Annotated in this window: 21 protein-coding genes; 5 read left to right on the top strand and 16 right to left on the bottom strand. The window is 71.7% G+C overall.

Going from position 1 to position 21130, the window contains the following annotated elements; all coding sequences use genetic code 11:
- Nucleotides 1–10 precede the first annotated feature (10 nt).
- The 9 genes from OG485_RS33620 to OG485_RS33580 are packed head-to-tail and all read right to left on the bottom strand — an operon-like array spanning nt 11 to nt 9108.
- Nucleotides 11–1093 carry a branched-chain amino acid aminotransferase gene (locus tag OG485_RS33620; protein ID WP_328672340.1) on the bottom strand — a complete coding sequence of 361 codons (1083 nt, stop codon included), beginning with the start codon at nt 1091–1093 and terminating at the stop codon, nt 11–13.
- Between the two features lie 31 nt (nt 1094–1124).
- A complete protein-coding gene (locus OG485_RS33615; RefSeq protein ID WP_328672339.1) occupies nt 1125–2717 on the bottom strand; it encodes an acyl-CoA carboxylase subunit beta in 1593 nt (530 codons plus the stop codon).
- Nucleotides 2718–2720: 3 nt separating this feature from the next.
- The gene (locus OG485_RS33610) at nt 2721–3389 is read right to left on the bottom strand and encodes a 4'-phosphopantetheinyl transferase family protein (RefSeq protein WP_328672338.1); all 669 of its coding nucleotides are present in this window, start codon (nt 3387–3389) and stop codon (nt 2721–2723) included.
- Nucleotides 3386–4285, bottom strand: a complete 900-nt coding sequence (locus OG485_RS33605; protein ID WP_328672337.1) for a fumarylacetoacetate hydrolase family protein — start codon at nt 4283–4285, stop codon at nt 3386–3388. The genes OG485_RS33610 and OG485_RS33605 overlap by 4 nt, the downstream gene beginning before the upstream one ends.
- A 1-nt stretch (nt 4286) precedes the next feature.
- A complete protein-coding gene (locus OG485_RS33600) occupies nt 4287–4709 on the bottom strand; it encodes an acyl-CoA thioesterase (protein WP_328672336.1) in 423 nt (140 codons plus the stop codon).
- Nucleotides 4710–4714: 5 nt separating this feature from the next.
- Nucleotides 4715–6556: an acyl-CoA dehydrogenase family protein gene (locus OG485_RS33595; protein WP_328672335.1), complete on the bottom strand. Its 1842-nt coding sequence runs from the start codon at nt 6554–6556 to the stop codon at nt 4715–4717.
- Between the two features lie 34 nt (nt 6557–6590).
- A complete protein-coding gene (locus OG485_RS33590) occupies nt 6591–7811 on the bottom strand; it encodes a beta-ketoacyl-[acyl-carrier-protein] synthase family protein (RefSeq protein WP_328672334.1) in 1221 nt (406 codons plus the stop codon).
- The gene (locus tag OG485_RS33585) at nt 7811–8050 is read right to left on the bottom strand and encodes an acyl carrier protein (protein ID WP_328672333.1); all 240 of its coding nucleotides are present in this window, start codon (nt 8048–8050) and stop codon (nt 7811–7813) included. The genes OG485_RS33590 and OG485_RS33585 overlap by 1 nt, the downstream gene beginning before the upstream one ends.
- A 38-nt stretch (nt 8051–8088) precedes the next feature.
- The gene (locus tag OG485_RS33580; protein ID WP_443048804.1) at nt 8089–9108 is read right to left on the bottom strand and encodes a beta-ketoacyl-ACP synthase III; all 1020 of its coding nucleotides are present in this window, start codon (nt 9106–9108) and stop codon (nt 8089–8091) included.
- A gap of 162 nt (nt 9109–9270) precedes the next feature.
- On the opposite strand from OG485_RS33580, the gene OG485_RS33575 reads away from it, so the two are divergent.
- The gene (locus OG485_RS33575; RefSeq protein WP_328672331.1) at nt 9271–10671 is read left to right on the top strand and encodes an FAD-binding oxidoreductase; all 1401 of its coding nucleotides are present in this window, start codon (nt 9271–9273) and stop codon (nt 10669–10671) included.
- Here the strand turns inward: OG485_RS33575 and OG485_RS33570 are convergent.
- Entirely contained in the window at nt 10665–11450 is a 786-nt protein-coding gene (locus tag OG485_RS33570; protein ID WP_328674755.1) for an IS3 family transposase, read from the bottom strand. The two genes, OG485_RS33575 and OG485_RS33570, sit on opposite strands and share 7 nt — an antisense overlap.
- A gap of 7 nt (nt 11451–11457) precedes the next feature.
- Nucleotides 11458–11757, bottom strand: coding sequence for a transposase (locus tag OG485_RS33565; RefSeq protein WP_328672330.1), 300 nt, complete (start codon nt 11755–11757; stop codon nt 11458–11460).
- A gap of 119 nt (nt 11758–11876) precedes the next feature.
- Here OG485_RS33565 and OG485_RS33560 point away from each other — a divergent pair, with 119 nt between their 5' ends.
- The gene (locus OG485_RS33560) at nt 11877–12626 is read left to right on the top strand and encodes a 3-oxoacyl-ACP reductase family protein (RefSeq protein WP_328672329.1); all 750 of its coding nucleotides are present in this window, start codon (nt 11877–11879) and stop codon (nt 12624–12626) included.
- A gap of 183 nt (nt 12627–12809) precedes the next feature.
- Here the strand turns inward: OG485_RS33560 and alc are convergent, their stop codons facing one another.
- Together alc and allB are read right to left on the bottom strand one after the other, a co-directional pair.
- Nucleotides 12810–13949 carry an allantoicase gene (alc, locus tag OG485_RS33555; protein WP_328672328.1) on the bottom strand — a complete coding sequence of 380 codons (1140 nt, stop codon included), beginning with the start codon at nt 13947–13949 and terminating at the stop codon, nt 12810–12812.
- Nucleotides 13950–13986: 37 nt separating this feature from the next.
- Nucleotides 13987–15327 (bottom strand): allantoinase AllB, encoded by a 1341-nt coding sequence (allB, locus tag OG485_RS33550; protein ID WP_328672327.1) that lies wholly within the window; start codon nt 15325–15327, stop codon nt 13987–13989.
- A gap of 352 nt (nt 15328–15679) precedes the next feature.
- Here allB and OG485_RS33545 point away from each other — a divergent pair, with 352 nt between their 5' ends.
- The gene (locus OG485_RS33545; RefSeq protein WP_328672326.1) at nt 15680–16483 is read left to right on the top strand and encodes an IclR family transcriptional regulator; all 804 of its coding nucleotides are present in this window, start codon (nt 15680–15682) and stop codon (nt 16481–16483) included.
- A gap of 246 nt (nt 16484–16729) precedes the next feature.
- Here the strand turns inward: OG485_RS33545 and OG485_RS33540 are convergent, their stop codons facing one another.
- Both OG485_RS33540 and OG485_RS33535 read right to left on the bottom strand, forming a co-directional pair.
- Complete coding sequence (locus tag OG485_RS33540) at nt 16730–17404, bottom strand: ABC transporter ATP-binding protein (RefSeq protein ID WP_328672325.1); 675 nt, start codon at nt 17402–17404, stop codon at nt 16730–16732.
- Between the two features lie 19 nt (nt 17405–17423).
- On the bottom strand, nt 17424–18461 hold the full coding sequence (locus OG485_RS33535) for an ABC transporter permease (protein ID WP_328672324.1): 1038 nt from the start codon (nt 18459–18461) through the stop codon (nt 17424–17426).
- Nucleotides 18462–18684: 223 nt separating this feature from the next.
- Here OG485_RS33535 and OG485_RS33530 point away from each other — a divergent pair, with 223 nt between their 5' ends.
- Nucleotides 18685–20055, top strand: a complete 1371-nt coding sequence (locus OG485_RS33530) for a sensor histidine kinase (protein WP_328672323.1) — start codon at nt 18685–18687, stop codon at nt 20053–20055.
- The gene (locus OG485_RS33525) at nt 20052–20684 is read left to right on the top strand and encodes a response regulator transcription factor (RefSeq protein ID WP_328672322.1); all 633 of its coding nucleotides are present in this window, start codon (nt 20052–20054) and stop codon (nt 20682–20684) included. The genes OG485_RS33530 and OG485_RS33525 overlap by 4 nt, the downstream gene beginning before the upstream one ends.
- Before the next feature lie 76 nt (nt 20685–20760).
- Here the strand turns inward: OG485_RS33525 and OG485_RS33520 are convergent, their stop codons facing one another.
- Entirely contained in the window at nt 20761–21084 is a 324-nt protein-coding gene (locus tag OG485_RS33520) for a DUF5955 family protein (protein ID WP_328672321.1), read from the bottom strand.
- Nucleotides 21085–21130 lie beyond the last annotated feature (46 nt).

Genomic DNA, 21130 nt, shown 5'->3' with positions numbered 1-21130 from the left:
GGACCGCGGATCAGGCAATCTTGTGGACCCAGCCGAACGGGTCGGGCCGCTCGCCGGACTGGATCCCGGACAGTTCCGCACGCAGCCGGGCGGTGACCGGGCCGGGCTTGCCGCCGCCGATCGTCCAGCCGCCGTCCTTGCTCTTGACCTCGCCGACCGAGGTGATCATGGAGGAGGTGCCGCAGGAAAACACCTCGGTGAGGCGGCCCGACTCGGCGTCGGCCCGCCAGTCCGCCACGCCGATCCGCCCCTCCTCGGCTGTGTAGCCCAGTTCGGCGGCCAGGGTGAGGACGGAGTCCCGGGTGATGCCGGACAGCAGGGAGCCGGACAGCTCCGGGGTGACCAGCCGGTCGCCGTAGACGAAGAACATGTTGCTGGTGCCCATCTCGTCGACCCAGCGACGCTCGGCGGAGTCCAGCCAGACCACCTGGTCACAGCCCATCTCCTGGGCCTGCGCCTGGGCCACCAGGGTGCCGGCGTAGTTACCGCCGCACTTGGCCTCGCCGGTGCCGCCGGGGGCGGCGCGGGTGTAGTCCTCGGAGAGCCAGACCGTCAGCGGCTTGGCCCCGGCCTTGAAGTACGCAGCGGCCGGGGAGGCGATCACCATGAACCGGTAGGCGCTGGACGGGCCGTAGAAGCCGATCGTGCGCTGCGTGGCGATCATGAAGGGGCGTAGGTAGAGGCTGTGGCCCGGCTGCTCCGGCACCCAGTCCCGGTCGGTGGTGACCAGGAGTTCCAGGGCCTCGACGAAGGTCGCCTCGGGCAGTGGTGGCATGGCCATGCGCTCGCAGGAGCGGTTGAGGCGGGCGGCGTTGGCGTACGGACGGAAGGTGACCACCGATCCGTCGGGGCGGCGATAGGCCTTGAGGCCCTCGAAGACCTCCTGGCCGTAGTGGAACACCTGGGTGGAGGGGTCGAGGATGAGCGGTCCGTACGGCGTGATCCGGGCGTCGTACCAGCCGCGCTCCCGGTCCCAGTCGATGCTGATCATATGGTCGCTGAACACGTCGCCGAACGCGGGTGCCTCAAGCACTCGGGCGCGCTCCGCGATAGAGAGCCGCTCGGCCGGTTCGGTAGTGAAGGTGATGGGCATCAGAACGCTCCGGGACTGTGGAAGTGGCCGGTCACAGGGGTGTGTTGGCGTGCTTGCGGGACGGCTGCTCGGAATTCTTGGTCCGCAGCATCCGGAAGGCGCGGATGAGCGTCGCCCGGGTTCTGGCGGGGTCGATCACGTCGTCGACGAGGCCGCGTTCGGCCGCGTAGTAGGGGTGCATCAGCTCGGCCTTGTAGTCCTTGACCATCGCGGCGCGCGTGGCCTGCGGATCGTCGGCCTCGGCGATCTGCCGCCGGAAGATGACGTTGGCGGCGCCTTCGGCGCCCATCACGGCGATCTCGTTGGTGGGCCAGGCGTAGGAGAGATCGCAGCCGATGGAGCGGGAGTCCATGACGATGTACGCGCCCCCGTAGGCCTTGCGCAGGATCACCTGGACCCGGGGGACCGTGGCCTCGCAGTAGGCGTACAGCAGTTTGGCGCCGTGCCGGATGACCCCGCCGTGCTCCTGGCCCACGCCGGGCAGGAAGCCGGGTACGTCGACCAGTGTCAGCAGCGAGATGTTGAAGGCGTCGCACATCCGGACGAAGCGGGCGGCCTTCTCGCTCGCGTGGATGTCCAGGACACCGGCCAGGGCGATCGGCTGGTTGGCGACGATGCCCACTACCTGCCCTCCGAGCCGGGCCAGCCCGCACTGGATGTTGGGCGCCCAGCGCTCGTGGACCTCCAGGAAATCCCCGTGGTCGACGAGTTCCTCGATCACGTGACGCATGTCGTACGGGAGCTTGCCCTCGGCCGGTACGAGCGTCAGCAGGGCTTCGCTGCGCCGGTCCGTCGGGTCGGACTCCGGGGCGGCGGGCGGCAGTTCGTTGTTGTTGGAAGGGAGCAACGAGATCAGGTAGCGGACCTCGGCCAGGCAGCTCGGCTCGTCGTCGTAGACGAAGTGGGCCACGCCGGACAGTTCCGCGTGGACGTCCGCGCCGCCGAGACCGTCCTGGCTGACCTCTTCGCCGGTGACCGCCCTGACCACGTCCGGGCCTGTGATGAACATCTGGGAGGTGCCCCGGACCATGAACACGAAGTCGGTCAGGGCGGGCGAGTAGGCGGCGCCGCCCGCGCACGGGCCGAGCATCACAGAGATCTGCGGGATGACGCCTGAGGCCCGTACGTTGCGCTGGAAGATCCCGCCGTATCCGGCCAACGCCGAGACGCCTTCCTGGATACGGGCGCCCGCGCCGTCGTTCAGAGAGACCAGCGGGGCACCGGCCGCGATGGCCATGTCCATGATCTTGTGGATCTTGCTGGCGTGGGCCTCGCCGAGCGCCCCGCCGAAGATCCGGAAGTCGTGCGCGTAGACGAAGACGGTGCGGCCCTCGACCGTGCCCCAGCCGGTGATCACCCCGTCCGTGTGCGGCCTGCGGTCCTCCATGCCGAAGCCGACCGACCGGTGCCGGCGCAGCTGCTCGACCTCGTTGAACGAGTCGGGGTCCAGGAGCAGATCGATCCGTTCCCGTGCGGTCAGCTTGCCCTTGGCGCGCTGGGCCGCGGTGGCCCGCTCGCTGGGCCCGCGGCGGGCCAGCTCCTTGGTGGCGTACAGCTCGGCCACCCGCCCGTGGGAGTCGAGGGTCGGGGCCTTCGGCGGGGCGGTCTTCTCTGGGGCGGACATCTTTTATCGCTCCCCTTCCGGAGCCGGTACGGCAATTGCGGTGACGACCAGATCGCCACTGACCCGCCAGCGGCCGGTCAGCTCCTCGGGGAGCCCCGGCCCGGTCCCGCCGGGGTCCGGGATCCGCGCGCTGAAGGTGCCCGCCTCCGGGTCGATGCGGATCCCGGCCTCGTGGAAGCCCAGGAAGCGGCCGGTAACCGGGAACCAGGTCTTGTAGACGCTCTCCTTCGCGCTGAAGAGCAGCCGGTCCCAGCGCAGGCCGGGCCGCTCCGCGAGGAGCCGCCGGACCCGGGCGTGCTCCTCGGGGCGGGCCACGAACTCCAGCACGTCTTCGGGCAGCGGCAGATGAGGTTCGGCGTCGATGCCGAGCGCGCTGATCCGCGTACGGCGGGCGACCACGGCGGCGGTGTAGCCGGGGCAGTGCGTGATGCTGCCGACCACCTGGTCCGGCCACTGCGGCGCGCCCCGGTCACCGGCCGGGATCGCGACGGCGGGGGTGCCCAGGCGGCGCAGCGCCCGATGGGCGCAGTACCGGCCGTTGGCGAACTCCTGGCGCCGGGCCGGGGCCGTGCTGCGCAGCGACGCCGCCTCGGCCGGGTGTGGGGTGAACCGCGGCTGGTCCTCGAAGGAGTCCCAGCCCACGACCCGGCCGGGGACGAGTTCCTGGATCACACCCCCTCCCGGGGGCGGTCGGCAGAGGCACCGGGTCGCACAGCCGGGCGACAGCGCTGGCGGTGCGCGCCCAGACCCGCGACCTCGGCTTCGACCAGGTCGCCGGGGCGCAGGTAGGGCTGGTCGGGGCGGCCGAGCGCGACCCCGCCCGGGGTTCCGGTGAGGATCACGTCCCCGGGGTGCAGCACCATGAACTGGCTGAGGTACCAAACCAGATGGCTCACGTCGAAGACCATGTCGGCGGTGGAGGCTTTCTGCATGACCCGCCCGTTGACCCTGCAGCTCAACCGCAGGTCCTGCGGGTCGGGCACCTCGTCGGGTGTGACCAGGAAGGGGCCCAGCGGGCTGAAGGACTCGAAGGACTTGCCCTTGACCCACTGGCCGCCGCGCTCCAGCAGCCAGCGCCGCTCGGAAACGTCGTTGCCCGTGGCGAAGCCCGCGACATGGGCCGGGGCGGCCGCCCGGTCGGGCAGGTACTGGGCACGCCGTCCGATGACGACCGCCAGTTCGACCTCCCAGTCGGTCTTCTCGCCGCCCGGGGGCAGCAGCAGATCGTCGTGGGGACCGACCAGTGTCATCGGGGCCTTGCTGGAGACGATCGGCTCGTCCGGCAGCGTGAGACCGGCCTCAGCCGCGTGCGCACGGTAGTTGAGGCCGATCGACAGCAGGTGCCCGCCCGGCCGGACGGGCGGGCCGACCCGCTCGGCGGTCGGGTCGGCCACCGGCAGCGTGCCGGCTTCCCGGGCCAGCCGGGCGGCCAGCTCGCGCAGTACGTCCGGGTCCAGGCTCTCGCCCGTCCAGTCCGCGACCCAGGACGACAGGTCGCGGACGACTCCATCGGGGCCGACCGCGCACGGCCGTTCCCCGCTCTGCGGGCCGATCCGAAGCAGGCGCATGTCAGCGGGCCGACGCGGTCTCGTCGAGGTACTTCTCGAAGAAGCCGGTCTCCGCGTCCGTGAGCCGACGAGGGCGGCCCGCCCGGTAGTCGAACGGGGCCATCGTGGTCGAGGCGGTGGCGTAGACGAGGTCGCCGTCCCGGACCTCGTAGTCGACGGTCACCGTCGCCGACTGGAGGTCCGAGACCCACATTTCGATGTCGACCGGCTCATGGCGGTGGACGAGCTGGCGCCGGTAGCGGATCTGGTGGGAGACGACCACCGAGCCGTCCCGGAAGAACGCGTCGCCCTCGGTCGGGGCCATCCGGAAGATGAAGTCGACCCGGGCCTCCTCCAGGTAGCGCACGAAGGAGACGTTGTTGACGATCCCGTAGATGTCCATGTCCGACCAGCGGATCGGGCAGGGATAGGTGTGCCGTGGCATGGTAGTCAGCTTTCGGTGGTGATCTGGGCACCTGCGGGACCGAACGCTCCGGTCCGCCGCTGGAAGGCGGCCACGTAGTCGTCCGCGGCGATCGGGGCGCGCAGCAGCTCCGGCGACAGGTTGAAACCGCTGATCAGGATTTCGGCGTGCGGCTGGATCAGGACGCACAGGGCGTCCAGGGCCTGCGGCAGCTCCTCGACCTGGTCGGCCGTGAACACCCCGCGGGCCAGGTACCAGCCCGCGTCCCGCTGCACCTCGGTGAGCGCGTACAGCGAGGCGAGCAGGCCGAGCGCGGTCCGCGCCGGCTCGGTCTCGGCCTCCTCGGCCGCTTCGGTGAAGCACTCCAGGGCTGTACGCACGCCCCGCACCCGGGCCATGGCCAGCCCGGTGTTCATCGTGTCGTTCCAGGCATCGAGGTAGGTCCGCTCACGGGTCTCGTCCGCCATGGAGGCGCGGGCGGCCCGGAGCAGCTCCTGCTCCCGGTGGCGCAGGGCCGCCAGCAGGAACGCGGTGTCGCGCAGGTCGCGGCCGGTGGGGTCGGGGGCCTCGGACGGTGCCTCCCCCTCGGCCTGGCCCTGGGCGATGATCTGGCCGGCCGTAGTGGCGAGCAGCACCTGGTTGTCGCCCTCCGCGGTCACCAGGCCCTGGAGCAGCGAGCCGTAGTCCGCGATCCGGTTGACGCTGAAGATGCCCTGGGCCCCGCAGCGCTCCCGGCAGGTCGCGATGACCTCGGTCATCTCCCAGGTGGAGAGAGCCTTGGTGATCGAGATCAGGTGGTTCAGTTCGGCCGGTACGGCGTCCGGGGCCGCCACGAACTCCCGCTTGGCGTGGTTGAGCAGCAGGGTCATCGCGTAGACCTTGGACAGTGCGGTGAACAGGGCCAGCTGGTGGCTGCGGTATTCGATGACCGGAAGGTCGTTGCGGCCGGGGGCGTTCGTGAGCCGCTGCGCCGCGAAGCGCAGCGCGATGTACACACTGGCCCGGCCCGCGCCGACCGCCGAGCTGGAGACACACAGGCGCCCGGGCAGGATCCGGCTCATGGCGCGCAGGAACCGCTTGCGCTGGTTGCCGGAGGAGGGGCGGAAGGTGCCGTTCTCGTCGAAGCCGCCCATGTCGCCGTGAAGCAGGTTGCGGCGCGGGACGCGGACGTGGTCGAACCAGGTGACGCCGTTGTCCAGGCCCTGGACCGGCTTCTCCGGGCAAGGGGCCGCGTGGACTCCCTCGTGCAGTCGGGTGCCGTCGCTGATCGGGACGAGGAAAGGGTAGACACCGTGGTCCTTGCCGTCCGCCTTCAGCCGCGCCATGACGACGGCGAGCTTCGGGACGTCCTGGAACCCGCTGTAGGACATGTGCTTCTGGGCCAGTGCGTCCGGGGTGTTCAGGACGAAGGTCTCGGAAGCGGCGTCGTAGACGGCCTCGGTGCGCATAGCGGCCACGTTGTTGCCGTAGCCCAGCTCGGTGGCCATGTACGGGCTGAACGAGTCCAACCGGTCCAACTCGTCGACGAGGTCCTTGAGTTCGGGCCGGTCACCGTGCTCGACGACCGTGCCGAAGCTGAGGTTGTAGTGGACCATCAGCAGCGAGAACGTGGACACGTCGACCAGCGACGGCCACTCGGCCAGGGCGAACAGCCGCCACGGGTCCCGCAGGATCTCCACGGGGCGCTCCAGTCCGGCGTGCACCACCCGGGACCGTTCGTAGGCGAGCTTCCCGGCCTCGTTCATCGTGAGGCCCTCACGGGGATCGAAGATCGGGTCCAGCAACAGCTCGCCGATGTCCTTGTGCGCCTGCTCGTACCTGCCGTCGAAGAGCAGCCTGGCCAGGTCGGCGGTGGCGACCGGGTTCATCTGAGGGGTCCTTTCACGGTTCTGGTGGTGCGGTTCAGGAGGAGATCAGCAGGGCGGCGTTCTGGCCTCCGAACCCGAAGGAGTTGCTCAGGGCGATGTGCACCGGGCCGAGCCGTGGCGCGCCGTGCACGACGTCGACGTCCACCCGCGGGTCGACCTCGGTGAGCGAAGCCGTCGGAGGGATCACGCCGTGGTGCACCGCGAGCGCCGCGTACGCCGCTTCGATGGAACCGGCCGCGCCGAGCGGGTGCCCGGTGACCCCCTTGGTGGAGCTGACCTTGGCATCCGAGCCGATCACCCGGCGGATCACCCCGGCCTCGATCACGTCGTTGAGGGGGGTGGAGGTGCCGTGGGCGTTGACGTAGCCCACGTCGCGGCCGGTCAGGCCCGCGTCGGCGAGCGCCGCCCGGACCGCCAGCTCTGCGCCCTTGCCCTCCGGATGCGGGGAGGTCACGTGGTGGGCGTCGGCTGAAGCGCCGTACCCGATCACGCGGGCCAGGGTCTGGGCGCCGCGGGCCCGGGCGTGCTCATCGGACTCCAGGACCACGATCCCCGCGCCCTCGCCGAGTACGAACCCGTCGCGGGTCGCGTCGAAGGGGCGGGAGGCCGTCGCCGGGTCGTCCAGACGCCGGGAGAGTGCCCGCATCCGGGCGAAGGAGGACACGTACAGCGGGGTGATCGGCGCCTCGGCGCCGCCCGCGATCACGATGTCGGCCAGTCCGGACCGGATCAGCTCCCGGCCGAGGCCGATCGCGCTGGCCCCGGCGGCGCACGCGGTGCACGGCGCCAGGCAGGGGCCGTTGGCCCCGATGTCGATGGCCACCTGCCCGGCCGCCATGTTCAGCAGCCCCATCGGCAGGGTCATCGGGGAGACCTCACCGGGTCCTTCCTCGATCAGGATCCGGTGCTGCTCCTCCAGCGTCGCGGTGCCACCGGCACCCGAACCGATGATGACGGCCACTCGTGCGCTGTCCGCCCACTCCCCGGCCACGAGACCTGCCTGGGCGAGGGCCTCGCGCGTCGCGGCGACGGCGAACTGGGAGTAGCGGTCCCACTGCCAGGCGCCGCGCAGCCCGAGCTGCTGGGGCGAGAAGTCGGGCACCCGGCAGGCCATGGTCACCGGCAGGCCGGCCAGGTCGTCGTGGTGGGCGGCGGTCGACCGTCCGTCGACCACGCGTTCCCAGTTCTCCTTGACCCCGATGCCCGCGGGGGTGATCAGTCCGATGCCGGTGATGGAAGCCGCGAAGCCGCTCATCAGACGGCGGCGGCCTTCTGCTCGATGAGGGCGATAATGTCCGAGACGGCGGCGATCTCGGTCAGCTCGTCGTCGGTGATGACGACGCCGAGGCGCTTCTTCAGCGCGGTCGCCAGCTCGATCTGGGACAGTGAGTCGAGACCGAGGTCGTCGAAGGTCGCTTCCGGGACAACGCTTTCGGCGTCGAGACCGAAGCGGGAGACGAAGACCTCGACGACGGATTCCTGAACGGTGCTCATGGTGTGTCTCCTGGTTCGAATGAGTTGTTGATGATGTGTCAGATCACGTGCTCGGCACGGATGTCGGGCCAGACCAGGGCCGTCGAGCCCCACGAGAGACCGGCTCCGAACGCCGACAGCAGCACCCGGTCGCCGGGCTTGAGGTCGCCACTGGCGGCGATGTCGTTCAGCAGCAGGGGGACCGAGGCCGACAGGGTGTTCCCGACCCGGTCGATGTTGACCGCGACGCGTTCCATGGGGACTTCGAGTTCCTCCGCCACCGCCCGCACGATCCGGACGTTGGCCTGGTGGCCGACGAACCAGTCGACGTCCGCCACGGACCAGGCGGTGCGTTTGAGCACCGCCTGCGCCGACTGCGTCATGCGCTCGACTGCCTGCGTGTAAAGGGGGCGGCCCTCCATCCGCAGGTACCAGTCCTCGGTGGGCACCGAGTCGTGGCCGAGGCCCGCGTCCGCGGACCGCTGGCGCGAACCGCCGGCCGGGATGGCCAGCAGATCGGCGAGCGAGCCGTCACTGCCGAGGTCGAAGGGGCCCAGCGCGCCGGGCTCGTGGTCCTCGCCGCGGCGCAGTACCACCGCGCCCGCTCCGTCGCCGAAGATCGGCGCCGTCCCGCGGTCCCGCTGGTTGACCAGCGTGGTGAAAGCCTCCGAGCCGATGAACAGCACGCTGTCGGCGGTCCCCGAGGCGATCAGCCCGGCGGAGGTGGCGAGTCCGTAGAGGAACCCGCTGCACGCCGAGGTGAGGTCGAAGGCCGCCACCGGGCCCATGCCGAGCCGGGACGCGACCTCCGGCGCCACCGCCGGGCAGAGCCGGTCGGGGGAGGTGGTCGCCACGACCACCGTGTCCACCCCGCTCACTCCGGCGGACCGCAGCGCCCGGGCACCGGCCTCCACGGCCAGGGTGCCGGTCGACAGGCCGTCCGAGACGACCCTGCGTTCACTGATTCCGGTCCGCGTCCTGATCCACTCGTCGTTCGTGTCGAGTGTGGCGGAAAGGTCGTCGTTCGTGACCACCCTGGGAGGGAGAAATCCCCCGATACCCGAAAGCACCACCGCCATGTGAATTTCCCCCCTGATGACCGCCATCCACTGTCTGACCTGGCGTCCAACTACCCTCGCGCAATCTTCCGAGGCGCGGCAATTGGCCTTTCGTACACGTACGGATCTGGCTGTACCAAAGGCCAATTGACCCTTATCGGGGCCAGTGAAAGCGTCGCGAAAATGGGCACCACGACTCCTTCGGCCACCACGACTTCTTCCGAGCTGGTACGGCTCCTCCCCGCAGGGCGGGTGATCGTCGACCGGGACACCCGGGCCTCCTTCGCGCACGACGAGGCGGCGGGCGCCCCCTTCGGCATGCCCGTCGCCGTCGTACGCCCCCACGACACCGCCGAGGTCGCCGCAGTGGTCGCGTACTGCGCCGAGCGGGGTGTCCCGCTGGTCGCGCGCGGCGCGGGCACCGGGCTGTCCGGCGGAGCCAACGCCATCGAGGGCTGCGTGGTCGTCTCGTTCACCGCGATGGACGCGATCGTGCGCATCGACCCCGACGAGCGGCTTGCCGTCGTGCAGCCCGGGGTGGTCAACGACCATCTGCGCGCGGCCTGCGCCGAGAAGGGCCTCTGGTACCCGCCCGACCCGGCCAGCGCCCCGTGGTCCACGATCGGGGGGAACGTGGCCACCAACGCAGGCGGGCTGTGCTGCGTGAAGTACGGGGTGACCCGGGACTATGTCCTCGGGCTGGAGGCCGTCATCGGGCGTGGCGAGACCGTCCGGCTGGGGCGGCAGACCGCCAAGGGCACCGCGGGCTACGAGCTGGCCGGGCTGATGGTGGGCTCGGAGGGCACGCTGGGCCTGGTCACCGAGGTCACCCTGCGGCTGCGGGGCGCCCGGGCGCAGGAGCGGACCGTGGTCGGCTACTTCGACGACCTGCCCAGCGCGGGACGCGCGGTCGCCCGCGTGGTGGCTTCCGGAGTGGTGCCGAGCGCCCTCGAACTCGTCGACGGCTACTGCCTGCGCGCCGTGGACGACTGGACGAACATGGGCCTCGCCGAGGTCGGGAACGTGTTGCTGCTGGCCCGCTGTGACGCTCCCGGAGCCGCCGGAGACCAAGAGGCCGACACCGTCTTGAGCTGCTTCGAGAGCGCGGGCGCGACCTGGAGCGCCCGCTCGACCGATGCCGCCGAGGCGGATGCCCTTTTCGCCGCGCGCCGACTGGTCTATCCGGCGCTGGAGCGGCTGGGCCTGGTGCTCAGCGAGGACATCTGTGTGCCGCGCATGCTCGTACCGGAGATGCTTGCCCACCTGGAGCGGATCGCCCTGGCGCACGACGTGCACATCGCGAGCCTGGCCCACGCGGGGGATGGCAACCTGCACCCGATGATGGTCGTTTCCCGGGGGGACGCGGCAGCCTTGGCCCGGGGGCGCGGGGTGTTCGAGGAGATCGTCGACCAGGCGATCGCGCTGGGCGGCACCGTCACCGGAGAGCACGGGGTGGGGCTACTCAAGATGCGCGGTCTGGCCCAGGAGCTGAGCCCCGCCGTGCTCGACCTGCACCGCGGGATCAAGAAGGTGTTCGACCCGGCCGGGATCTTCAACCCGGGGAAGGTCTTCACCTCCTACTGACCTTTTCGGATTGGCTTCGGGTGGTCCGAGGTGAGGGCCGGTCCGGCCTCGGTGCGGGTGGCGAAGGTGTGCCGGTGAACGTATTCGACCTTGAGGACGCTGTTGAACGCCTCGCTGACGGCATTGTCGAAAGACGAGCCGACACGTCCCATGGACTGGGTCACGCCGAGGCGGCGGCAGGCCCGCTTGAACAGGCGGGAGACGTACTCGCTGCCCCTGTCGCTCTGAAAGATCACGCTCTTGACGTCGCCGCCGCGGGTGGCAGCGGCCATGTGCAGCGAGGCCACGACGAGTTCGGCATCGTGGCGCTCGCCCATCGCGTAGCCGAGCAGGCGGCGCGAGAACAGATCAATCACCGTGGCCAGGTACAGCTTGCCCTCGCTCGTGACGATCTCGGTCATATCTCCAGCCCATACCTGGTCCGGAGCGTCGGCGCTGAAGTCTCGGCGCACGAAGTCCGGGGCCGCGGCCCGCCTGCCCGGGCGAGCGAGCCCGCGGCGTCGCCGGATCTTCCGCCCGGCCAGGCCGAGCTCGGCCATGGTCTTGGCGACGGTATTCACCGAGACGCGCCATCCCTCCCTGGCGAGCGTGATCCACACCTTCGGGGAGCCGTGGGTGCCGTCCGAGGCGTCGGAGACCCGCCTGATGGCTTCGGCCGGCTGTCCGCGCCGCACCTCGCGGGCGGTGACGGGCTTGTCCTTCCACTTGTGGAACCACGACCCGCTCACGCCCAGCACGCGGCAGACACAGTATGCGGAATGTTCTGCTCGGCCTTGCAGTCGCTGATCACCCCGGCCAGCTGGGCCGGGTCCGCCACAGCCACTTCACCCACAAAGCCATGCAGCGTTTGAAGACATCACGTTCCATCTCCAGCTCGCGGATACGCTTGTTCTTCTCGCTCGTCTCCCGGCGCAGCCGCTCCGGCTCAGCACGTTCGCCCTCTCGTAGCCGGCCGCCCGATTCAGCGGGCGCGGGCCGGTCCGACGAGGCCGAACCGTTCCTCCTCCAGCGTGAGACCCGGCTGTGCAGCGTCCCCGGATGCACACCGAGGTCCTCAGCGTCGTACTTCTGTTGCTCGGACCCCATGACCCTCAACTTCCCCTGGTATCACGGACTCCACGTTACGAGGGGACCCTCACCCGCCCGGCGAACTCGGTGTCCGTTCGCCGCCAGCGCCGGGCGTGTGCGACCGCTGGGATGGACGCATGACTTCTCAGGGAACCATGAACGGCAAGGTGGCACTCGTGACCGGTGGCAGCCGGGGCATCGGGGCCGCGACGGCGCTGCGCCTGGCCCAGGAAGGTGCGGACGTGGCCGTCACCTATGTGCGGGGCAAGGAAGCCGCGGAGGGCGTCGTACGGGGCGTCGAGGAGCTCGGACGCAGGGGACTCGCCCTGTGCGCGGACTCCTCGGACGCGGCGGAGGCCGGCGGGGTGGTGGACCGGGTCGTCGCGGAGTTCGGGCGGCTCGACGTACTCGTCAACAACGTGGGGGTGGGCCTTCTGGGACCGTTGGACTCCCTGTCCCCGGCGGAGATCGACCGGGTGCTCGCCGTCAACGTCCGGGGGGTCTTCCTGGCCTCCCAGTCGGCCGCGTCGCACCTCGGGGACGGCGGGCGGATCGTCACGATCGGCAGCTGCATGACACAGCGCGTCCCCGGTCCCGGAGGGACGCTCTACGCGATGAGCAAGTCCGCGCTGATCGGCCTCACCAAGGCGCTGGCGCGGGAACTGGGCGACCGCGGGATCACCGCCAACATCGTCCATCCCGGCCCCATCGACACGGACATGAACCCGGCGGACGGCCCGTACGCACCGGGCCAGGCCGCGATGACCGCCCTCGGCCGCTTCGGCGCCGCCCATGAGGTCGCCTCGATGGTCGCGTATCTGGCGGGAAGCGAGGCGGGGTACGTGACGGGGGCGGAGTTCGCGGTGGACGGAGGCCACGCGGCGTAACGCACCGGGCCGGCCCCCCGGTACCCGGGATGCCCGGACCACCCGGATGATCGCCTGGATCGCCTGGACAGGCGTCGTACCCGGCACGGGCCGGACCATGGCCCGTGGGACGCACCGGCATCGGCACGTCCCACGGAACCATCGGGCCATGGCTCACGGCTCCGGACGATCGAACCGGAAGACTCAGCCGCCCAGTTCCTGGTGCCGTGCCGTCAGCCCTGACGCCCCGTCCTCCGTCAGAGAGCCGAAGAGGCGCAGCCGGGAGATGCCGCCGTCCGGGAAGATGTCCACGCGCGCGTGCGTGGCGACGGCGGGTGCCGCGAGGGTGAAGCGGTGGTTGGTGTCGGGCTGGAGGCGAGTGCGGGGCAGGATCTCCGTCCACTCCCCCGTGTCGCCTTCGTCGCCGTTCCGCACCGACACCGAGGCCCATCCGGCGCTGTTGCCCTTCAGGTACGCCGTGTCGATCTCGACGGCGCGGATCTCGGACCGGGCGACGAGCCGGTAGCGGATCCAGTCGTTGCCGTCGTCGCGTCGCCGGCGGGTCTCCCAGCCGTCGTCCATCTTGCGCGAGCGGCCGGGCTGGATGGTGTTGGTGGCCGGTGAGTAGAAGAGGTCGGAGGCGTCCTCGACCTGTCCGCCGTTCTCCAGGGCGACCACGTCGAACGTGCCGAGGGCGGACAGCCAGCGCGGGTCGGGCACGACCTCGCCGTACACCCGCAGTCGCGCGATGCCCCCGTCGGGGTGCTGGTTGACGCGCAGGTGCGTGAAGCGCTGCTCCACGGAGACGGCGAACCCGTTGGCCGCGTGACCGCCGATCGCGGTGCGCGGTACCAGCGTCGTCCACTTCACCTCGTCCGCGAGAAGTTCCCCGGGCGAGGGTGAACCGGGCACCGAGGCGCCCTCGACCGACACCGCCTGCGGATAGTTGCCGCGGAAGTGGGCCGTGTCGACGACGATCCCGCGGATCACCCCGGGGGCGCCGAGGCGCACCAGGGCCCAGTCGTGGTCCTCGGCGGTCGGCCACGGGTGCTCGGCCGAGACACCGCGGCGCCGCCGGGTCTCCCAGCCGTCCATGATCTTGCCCTTGTGGCCGAAGTGCTCGGGGTCGAACTCGGCGGCCCCGGCCAGGAGGAGGTTCTCGCGCTGGGCGAAGAACTCGTCGTTGGCGGCGACGACCCCCGCGCCGAGCCGCCGGTCCGCCAGGTCGGCGTAACGGGTGAAGGGGAAGTCGGCGGTGCGGTAGTCCGCGTACGGGTCGCCGCCTCGGTAGGGGTTCGCGTCTCCGGTGAAGGTGGCCGGAACGGTCGGGCGCTGCGCCGTCACGATGATCGATCTGCCTTTCGGGGGTCGGGCGTTGCGACTACGGGTGGCGGACGAGGAGTTGTCCGGCGGGCTCGGTGAACCTGCCCTCGGCGACGACGCGTTCGCCGCGCAGCCACGTCGACTTCACGACACCGCTGAGGGTCCTGCCCGCGTAGGCGGTCACCCGGTTGCGGTGCTGGAGCGCGGCGGGGTCGACGGTGAAGGTCTCGTCGGGGGCGAACACCGCGAAGTCGGCGTCGTGGCCGGCCGCGATGGCGCCCTTGCGGTCGCCCAGGCCGGCCAGTCGTGCCGTGCCGGAGGACATCCAGCGGACCACGTCCTCCAGGCCGTGGCCGCGTCTGCGGGCCTCGGTCCACACGGCGGACAGGCTCAACTGGAGGCCGGAGATGCCGCCCCACGCGGTCGCGAAGTCGTCCGTCTTGAGATCGGCGGTCGACGGCGAGTGGTCGGTGACCACACAGTCGATGGTTCCGTCGGCCAGCGCCTGCCACAGCAGGTCCTGGTTGGCGGCCTCACGGATGGGCGGGCAGCACTTGAACTCGCTGGCGCCGTCCGGGACTTCCTCGGCGGTCAGGGTGAGGTAGTGCGGGCAGGTCTCCACGGTGATCCGGACGCCGTCCGCCTTGGCGGCGGCGATCAGCGGGAGCGCGTCGCTCGACGACAGGTGCAGCACATGCACCCGCGCGTCGAGGCGCGCGGCCTGCGCGATGAGGCTCCTGACGGCGCTGTCCTCGGCGTCCCGGGGGCGCGAGGCGAGGAAGTCGGCGTAGCTGCGGCCGCCCTTCTGCGGGGCGGCGGCCAGGTGGAGCGGGTCCTCGGCGTGCACGATCAGCAGGCCGCCGAAGCCGGCGATCTCGGCGAGGGACCGGGCGAGTCGCTCCTGGTCCAGTTCGGGGAACTCCTCGACCCCGGACGGCGACAGGAACGCCTTGAACCCGAAGACACCGGCATCGTGCAGGGGCCGCAGGTCCTCGACGTTGCCGGGCAGCGCGCCGCCCCAGAAGCCGACGTCGACGTGCGCCTTGGAGCGGGCGACGTCCTGCTTCGTACGGAGATGGCCGACCGTCGTGGTCGGCGGGAGGGAGTTGAGCGGCATGTCGATCAGGGTGGTGATGCCGCCGGCGGCCGCGGCGCGGGTCGCGGTCCAGAAACCCTCCCACTCGGTGCGGCCGGGGTCGTTCACATGGACGTGGGTGTCGACGAGGCCGGGCAGTACGACGTCGTCACCGACGTCCTCCGACCGGGCGCCGGGCGGCACCTCGGCGTCGTACGGCAGCACGGCCGTGATCTTTCCCCCGGCGACCGCGACCGAAGCGGCGCGCGTCCCTTCGGGAGTGATGACGCGCGTCGAGCGCAGCACCAGTTCGGCATCGGACACCCGGACCCCTCTCTCCGCCGCCGTTGACTCCCGTTGCCGCCGGGTTGCTTCCGCGTAACGGAATTCAACTTTCTGTTGAAGAAGTCTTCACTCCGGCCCCCGCTCCGTCAAGGGCTCATTTCTCCAGCCTCCCCCGGTCCGGCCACCCGCCCGCCCCCAATGCGCCCGATACGCCCGACCGCACGATCTTCCGCATTGCGGAGTCATATTTCCGGCAAGCAGAATGTAGCCTCACCTTACCCGGCAAGGGATGCGCTGCCGGGTAGGCTGCGTCTCTGCCCTCCCGCCGCCGCCCCCTTCGAGACTCTTCGGGTCACCCCGCTCGATACCGCGCCCCGAAAGGACCGCCGCCGTGCCGCCGTCCAGCGCCAGCACCACCGACGCCAGATCGTCCGCTCCCAGTGGCGGCGTCCAGTCCCTCGAGCGCGCCTTCGATCTGCTGGAGCGCATGGCGGACGCCGGGGGCGAGGTCGGTCTGAGCGAGCTCTCCGCGAGCAGCGGGCTGCCGCTGCCCACCATTCACCGGCTGATGCGCACCCTCGTGGCCTGCGGATACGTACGACAGCAGACCAACCGCCGGTACGCGCTCGGTCCCCGGCTGATCCGCCTCGGCGAGTCCGCCTCCCGGCTGCTCGGCACCTGGGCCCGCCCCTATCTGGCGCGCCTGGTGGAGGAGACCGGCGAGACCGCGAACATGGCGCTGCTCGACGGGGACGAGATCGTGTACGTCGCCCAGGTGCCTTCCAAGCACTCGATGCGCATGTTCACCGAGGTGGGCCGCCGGGTGCTGCCGCACTCCACGGGCGTCGGCAAGGCGCTGCTGGCCCATACTCCGGACGACGAGGTGCGGGCGCTGCTCGCCCGTACGGGAATGCCCGCCGCGACGGAGAAGACGATCACCACGCCGGACGGCTTCCTCGCCGCGCTCGACGAGGTGCGCCGTACCGGCTACGCGGTCGACGACAACGAGCAGGAGATCGGCGTCCGCTGCCTGGCCGTCTCCGTGCCCGGCTCCCCGACCGCCGCCGCGATCTCGATCTCCGGCCCGGCCGGCCGGGTCACCGAGGCCGCCACCGAGAAGATCGTGCCGGTGCTCCAGCAGGTCGCGGCCGAACTGTCGGAGGCTCTGGCCAGCTCGGGACCGGGCGCCGGCTGACCCGGGGTCCGGCTGACCCGGGCTCCGGCCGTGTCCGCGAGGACGGGGCGGGAGGACGCGCGCCGTTCCGGCCCGGCTCGGCCCACCCCTGACACCGCCCACCACTCCCCGCCCGGCCGACCGGCGGTGCCGGGTCTTCCGTACGAACGACGCCGACAGGACCGGGGAACCGCTGACCACGGGACTCCCCTCCGAGGCGCTCGGCTCAGACCACCCCCGGCACCGCACCCCTCTCCCCTGCCCTGCTCAGTCCGCGACGGGCGTCTCCAGGCGCCCGTCCGTCATCTCCCGCACCGCGTCCGCCTCGCCGAGGCGGGCGCGGTCGTGTGTCACGAGGACGGTCGCCGTGGCGCGCTCACGGGTGAGCCGCAGCAGCAGGTCGATCACCGCCGTACCGCGTTCGTGGTCGAGGGCGCTGGTCGGCTCGTCGACCAGGAGCACCGACGGCTCGTTGACCAGCGCTCGGGCGATGTTCACCCGCTGCCGCTGACCGCCGGACAACTGGTGGGGGCGCCGGTGGGCCAGGTCGCCGAGCCCGACCTCGGCGAGCAGCTCCCTCGCCCGCCGCGTCACTCGACGGCGCCCGTCCAGGTGGCCCATCACCTGGAGCTGTTCCAGCGCGGTCAGCGCGGGCAGCAGGTTCGGCTGCTGGAACACGATGCCGATCTCGCGCCGCCGCAGGACGGCCCGCTCGGCGGAGGTCAGCGTCCCTGTCTCCGTACCGCCGACGAGGACACGTCCGCGGTCCGGGGCCACCAGGGTCGCGGCGACCGCGAGGAGGCTGGACTTGCCGGATCCGGAGGGCCCCACGACGGCCGTCGTCGTTCCGGCGGGCACCAGGAGGCCGACGCCGTCCAGAGCGGTCACACGGCCGTCGCCGTCGGGGTAGGTGAGGGTGATGTCGTCGAGGGTCAGGCTCATCGGGCGGTCTCCGGAGTTCTCATCGGGCGCTCGCCAGCGCGGTCAGCGGGTCGACGGCGGTGATCCGCCGGACGGACAGAGCCGCGCCGAGCACCCCGAGAGCGATCGTCACGGCGGCGGGTCCGAGCACGGCCGGTCCGGCCGGTGCGAACGGCACGCCACCGCCCCGCACGAGCGCGCCGGCCCCGGCCGCGAGCCCGGTGCCGAGCAGCGTCCCGGCGGCGAGCAGGAACACCGCCTGGCCCAGCGCGTCGCGCAGCAGATACGGCGTGGAGGCGCCCAGCGCCTTCAGGACCGCGATGTCGGGCGCCCGCTGGATCGTCCAGACCGTGAAGAACGCCCCGGTGACGAGCGCCGAGATCACGAAGAGGAATCCGCGCATGAGCTGGAGCGAGCCGTTCTCGGCCCGGTAGGAGCCGATGGCGGTGAGGGCGTCGCCCTTGGTGAAGGTCTTCGTGCCGGCGGCACGGTCGGCCGCCCGCAGATCGGCTCCGTCGGTACGCAGGGCGATCACGGTCGCCGGACCGGAGAGGTCGGTCCACACGACCGGGGTGTGGCTGTACGAGGCACGGCCGGCCACGGCCGCGACGGTCAGCTCGGTGCCGCCGAGCCCCACCCGGTCCCCGGGCGTCACGCCGAGCGCGGCGGCGGCCTTCTCGGACAGCACGGCACGGCCCGGGGCGACCCCCGGCGGGGCGATGCCCGACCCCGGCCGCACGGCGAACGCGGACACCGCGGCCGTACGGTTCCCGGCGGCCGCGTTCAGGGTGCGGATGCCGATCGGCTCGGCCGAGGTGACGCCGGGTGTGCCGGACCAGGTCTCCCAGGCGCGGGACGGCACTCGCGCCCCGGTGAAGGACACCGGCTGACCCGCGGCCGGCGCGGCGAAGGCCAGGTGGTCGGCGGGCAGCGCGGTGACCGCCGAGGTGTTCTCCTCGGCGAGCCCGGCGGTCAGCCCGGACAGCAGCCCCACGAGCAGGGTGATCAGTACGACGACGGCTCCCATCAGGGCGAACCGCCCCTTGGCGAACCGTAGGTCTCTCCATGCGACGAACATGCCTCGACCCTGCCGCCCGGACCCGGTCCGGGGCATCGCCCCGCGGCACGCTTCCCCCGGTCCGAAGGAGGGGCGCGCGGATCGCCGGGAGACGCACCGCGCGGGACCGGAGGAACGGCGGCCCGCGGACTCGGGAGGAGAACCGCGCAGGCGAAGGGAGCAGCCCGCTTTCAACCTTTCGGTTGACCGGGTCCGGCACTGCCCCGCCTACCCTGGAACGACCATGGATGTCCCCCTCCGCTCCCCCGTCGTCGCCGTCCTGCGGCTGTGCCTGTACGTCCTGCTCGCGGGCCTTCTCCTGCTGGCCGCCGTCCGCAGCGGGGACACCGGGCACCCGGCGGCGGTCGTCGTGTCGGTCCTCGTGACGGGGGTGGTGCTCGCGGCGGGCGCGGTCTCCGCGGCGGTGCACCGCTCACGGCGTACGGCCGCACTGTGGGTGGCCGCCCTCAGCGTGAGCTGGCTGGCTCTCGTCACGCTCTCACCGGACGGGCTGTGGGTGGCCTTCCCTCTCTACTTCCTGCAACTGCACCTGCTGCCGGTGCGCTGGAGCCTGCCCGCGGTGGCCCTGACGGCTGGGGCGGCCGTCGCGAGCTTCGTAGCGCACGGCGCGCCCCTCACGCCCGGCGCGTTCATCGGGCCGCTGCTCGGGGCGGGGGTGGCGGTCGCCACGGTCCTCGGGTACGAGGCGCTGTACCGGGAGAGCGAGCGGCGCCGCGTGCTGATCGAGGAACTCATCGCCGCCCGTGCCGAACTGGCCGAGGCCGAACGCGCCGCGGGCACGCTCGCGGAACGGGAGCGGCTCGCCCGCGAGATCCACGACACGCTCGCCCAGGGCCTGTCCAGCATCCAGCTCCTGATGCGGGCCGCCCAGCGACTGCTGCCCGCGGGCTCCCCCGCCGCACCGCACCTGGAGCAGGCCCGCGCGACCGCGCAGGACAACCTCGCCGAAGCCCGTCGCTTCGTCCGCGCGCTCACCCCTCCGGGTCTGGAACACGGTTCGCTCGCCGCCGCGCTGGAGCGGCTGTGCCGGTCGGCCGCCGTGGACACGCCGAAGGTCCGCTTCTCGGTGAGCGGTCCGCCCGCAGGGCTTCCGACTCCGTACGAGGTGGCCCTGCTGCGGATCGCGCAGTCGGCTCTCGGCAACGCGCTGCGCCACGCGCACGCGGATCGCGTGGAGATCACGCTGAGCTTCATGGACACGTCGGTCGCGCTGGACGTGGTGGACGACGGCGCCGGCTTCACCCCCGGCGGCGTACGGCCGGACGCGGACCGCACGGACCGGGACCACGTCGGTCCGGACGACGCCGTACGAGACCACTCCGGTCGAGACGATGCCGGTCGAGACCACTCCGGTCGCGACCGGGACCGTGAGGACAGGGGCGCCTCGGACGGGGGCTTCGGTCTTCCCGCGATGCGTTCGCGCGCGCGGTCGCTGGGCGGGACGTTCACCGTCGAGTCGGCTCCCGGGCAGGGCACTGCGGTGGCGGTCACGCTGCCGTTGCCCGGCATCGGGGAGCCGCCCGGGACGGCCTCCGGCGGCGCCGCCGGTCCTGAGCCCGCCGAGCCCGCCCGGGACGCGGGGAGCCGGGTATGACGGTCCGCCTGTTGCTCGCGGACGACCACCCCGTCGTCCGTGCCGGACTGCGCGCGGTGCTGTCCGCGGAGCCGGACTTCGAGATCGTCGCGGAGGCGCCGACGGCGGAGGCCGCGGTGGAGCGGGCCGGGGCCGGTGGTGTGGACGTCGTCCTCATGGACCTCCAGTTCGGCGCCGGGATGCACGGGGCGGAGGCCACGGCGGTCATCACGGCACGCCCCGGCGCACCCCGGGTCCTCGTCCTGACCACGTACGACACCGACGCGGACATCCTCGCAGCGGTCGAGGCGGGCGCCTCCGGCTACCTCCTCAAGGACGCTCCGCCCGAGGAGCTCTCCGCCGCCGTGCGCACCGCCGCGTCGGGTCACTCGGCGCTCGCCCCGAAGGTCGCCGACCGGCTCATGGACCGCATGCGTACTCCGGCCGCCGCCCTCAGCCGTCGCGAACTGGAGGTCCTCGAACTGGTCAAGGACGGCCTCTCGAACCAGCGGATCAGCAAGGAGTTGTTCCTGAGCCAGGCGACCGTGAAGTCCCATCTGGTGCACATCTACGCCAAGTTGGGTGTGGACTCCCGTACCTCGGCCGTGGCGGCGGCCACCGAGCGAGGTGTCATCCGCAGGGGACGCTAGGGCCTGTCCGGCACGCCCCAGGAGGTCCCGTCCGGACCGGAGGTCTGCCGCTCCGCGGGTACGGTCCCCGCCGTGGTCACCGCCGGGTTCGGTGCGGGGGTTCCCCGAAGAGTTCGACCGCGCTGCGGACGTCCGCGAGGCGGGTCGCGAGAGCGCTCACCGAGCCGATCGCGCCCGCGACCAGGAGGAGCGAGCGGCGCAGCCGGGGAATCTCCGGGAGGCCTCCGGCGGCCATCGCGGCGAGGGACGCGAGCTCGTCCTCGGCGATGCCCCGGTCGGGGAACTCCACCGGATGCAGGGCGAGTTCACGGCGCAGCCGGGCGACGGCGGTACGCAACTCCGTCACCCTCGGATCCTCGTCGCCGCCCGTCACCGGTCTCTGCCCCAAGCTCCGCAGCACAGCTCTCCCCCTCGCGCGCCGTTATACGTCGGTCCCGCTCATGTCG

It is taken from the genome of Streptomyces sp. NBC_00328 (assembly GCF_036139655.1).
GTDB lineage: Bacteria > Actinomycetota > Actinomycetes > Streptomycetales > Streptomycetaceae > Streptomyces.
This window is presented reverse-complemented; position numbering and strand designations above follow the sequence as displayed.

Excerpts from the sequence above, each read along its gene's own strand:
- OG485_RS33620 (WP_328672340.1), bottom strand. The coding sequence starts at position 1,093 with ATGCCCATCACCTTCACTACCGAACCGGCCGAGCGGCTCTCTATCGCG.
- OG485_RS33615 (WP_328672339.1), bottom strand. The coding sequence starts at position 2,717 with ATGTCCGCCCCAGAGAAGACCGCCCCGCCGAAGGCCCCGACCCTCGAC.
- OG485_RS33605 (WP_328672337.1), bottom strand. The coding sequence starts at position 4,285 with ATGCGCCTGCTTCGGATCGGCCCGCAGAGCGGGGAACGGCCGTGCGCG.
- OG485_RS33600 (WP_328672336.1), bottom strand. The coding sequence starts at position 4,709 with ATGCCACGGCACACCTATCCCTGCCCGATCCGCTGGTCGGACATGGAC.
- OG485_RS33595 (WP_328672335.1), bottom strand. The coding sequence starts at position 6,556 with ATGAACCCGGTCGCCACCGCCGACCTGGCCAGGCTGCTCTTCGACGGC.
- OG485_RS33590 (WP_328672334.1), bottom strand. The coding sequence starts at position 7,811 with ATGAGCGGCTTCGCGGCTTCCATCACCGGCATCGGACTGATCACCCCC.
- OG485_RS33585 (WP_328672333.1), bottom strand. The coding sequence starts at position 8,050 with ATGAGCACCGTTCAGGAATCCGTCGTCGAGGTCTTCGTCTCCCGCTTC.
- OG485_RS33580 (WP_443048804.1), bottom strand. The coding sequence starts at position 9,108 with ATGGCGGTGGTGCTTTCGGGTATCGGGGGATTTCTCCCTCCCAGGGTG.
- OG485_RS33575 (WP_328672331.1), top strand. The coding sequence starts at position 9,271 with ATGGGCACCACGACTCCTTCGGCCACCACGACTTCTTCCGAGCTGGTA.
- OG485_RS33565 (WP_328672330.1), bottom strand. The coding sequence starts at position 11,757 with ATGGGGTCCGAGCAACAGAAGTACGACGCTGAGGACCTCGGTGTGCAT.
- OG485_RS33560 (WP_328672329.1), top strand. The coding sequence starts at position 11,877 with ATGACTTCTCAGGGAACCATGAACGGCAAGGTGGCACTCGTGACCGGT.
- OG485_RS33540 (WP_328672325.1), bottom strand. The coding sequence starts at position 17,404 with ATGAGCCTGACCCTCGACGACATCACCCTCACCTACCCCGACGGCGAC.
- OG485_RS33535 (WP_328672324.1), bottom strand. The coding sequence starts at position 18,461 with ATGTTCGTCGCATGGAGAGACCTACGGTTCGCCAAGGGGCGGTTCGCC.
- OG485_RS33530 (WP_328672323.1), top strand. The coding sequence starts at position 18,685 with ATGGATGTCCCCCTCCGCTCCCCCGTCGTCGCCGTCCTGCGGCTGTGC.
- OG485_RS33525 (WP_328672322.1), top strand. The coding sequence starts at position 20,052 with ATGACGGTCCGCCTGTTGCTCGCGGACGACCACCCCGTCGTCCGTGCC.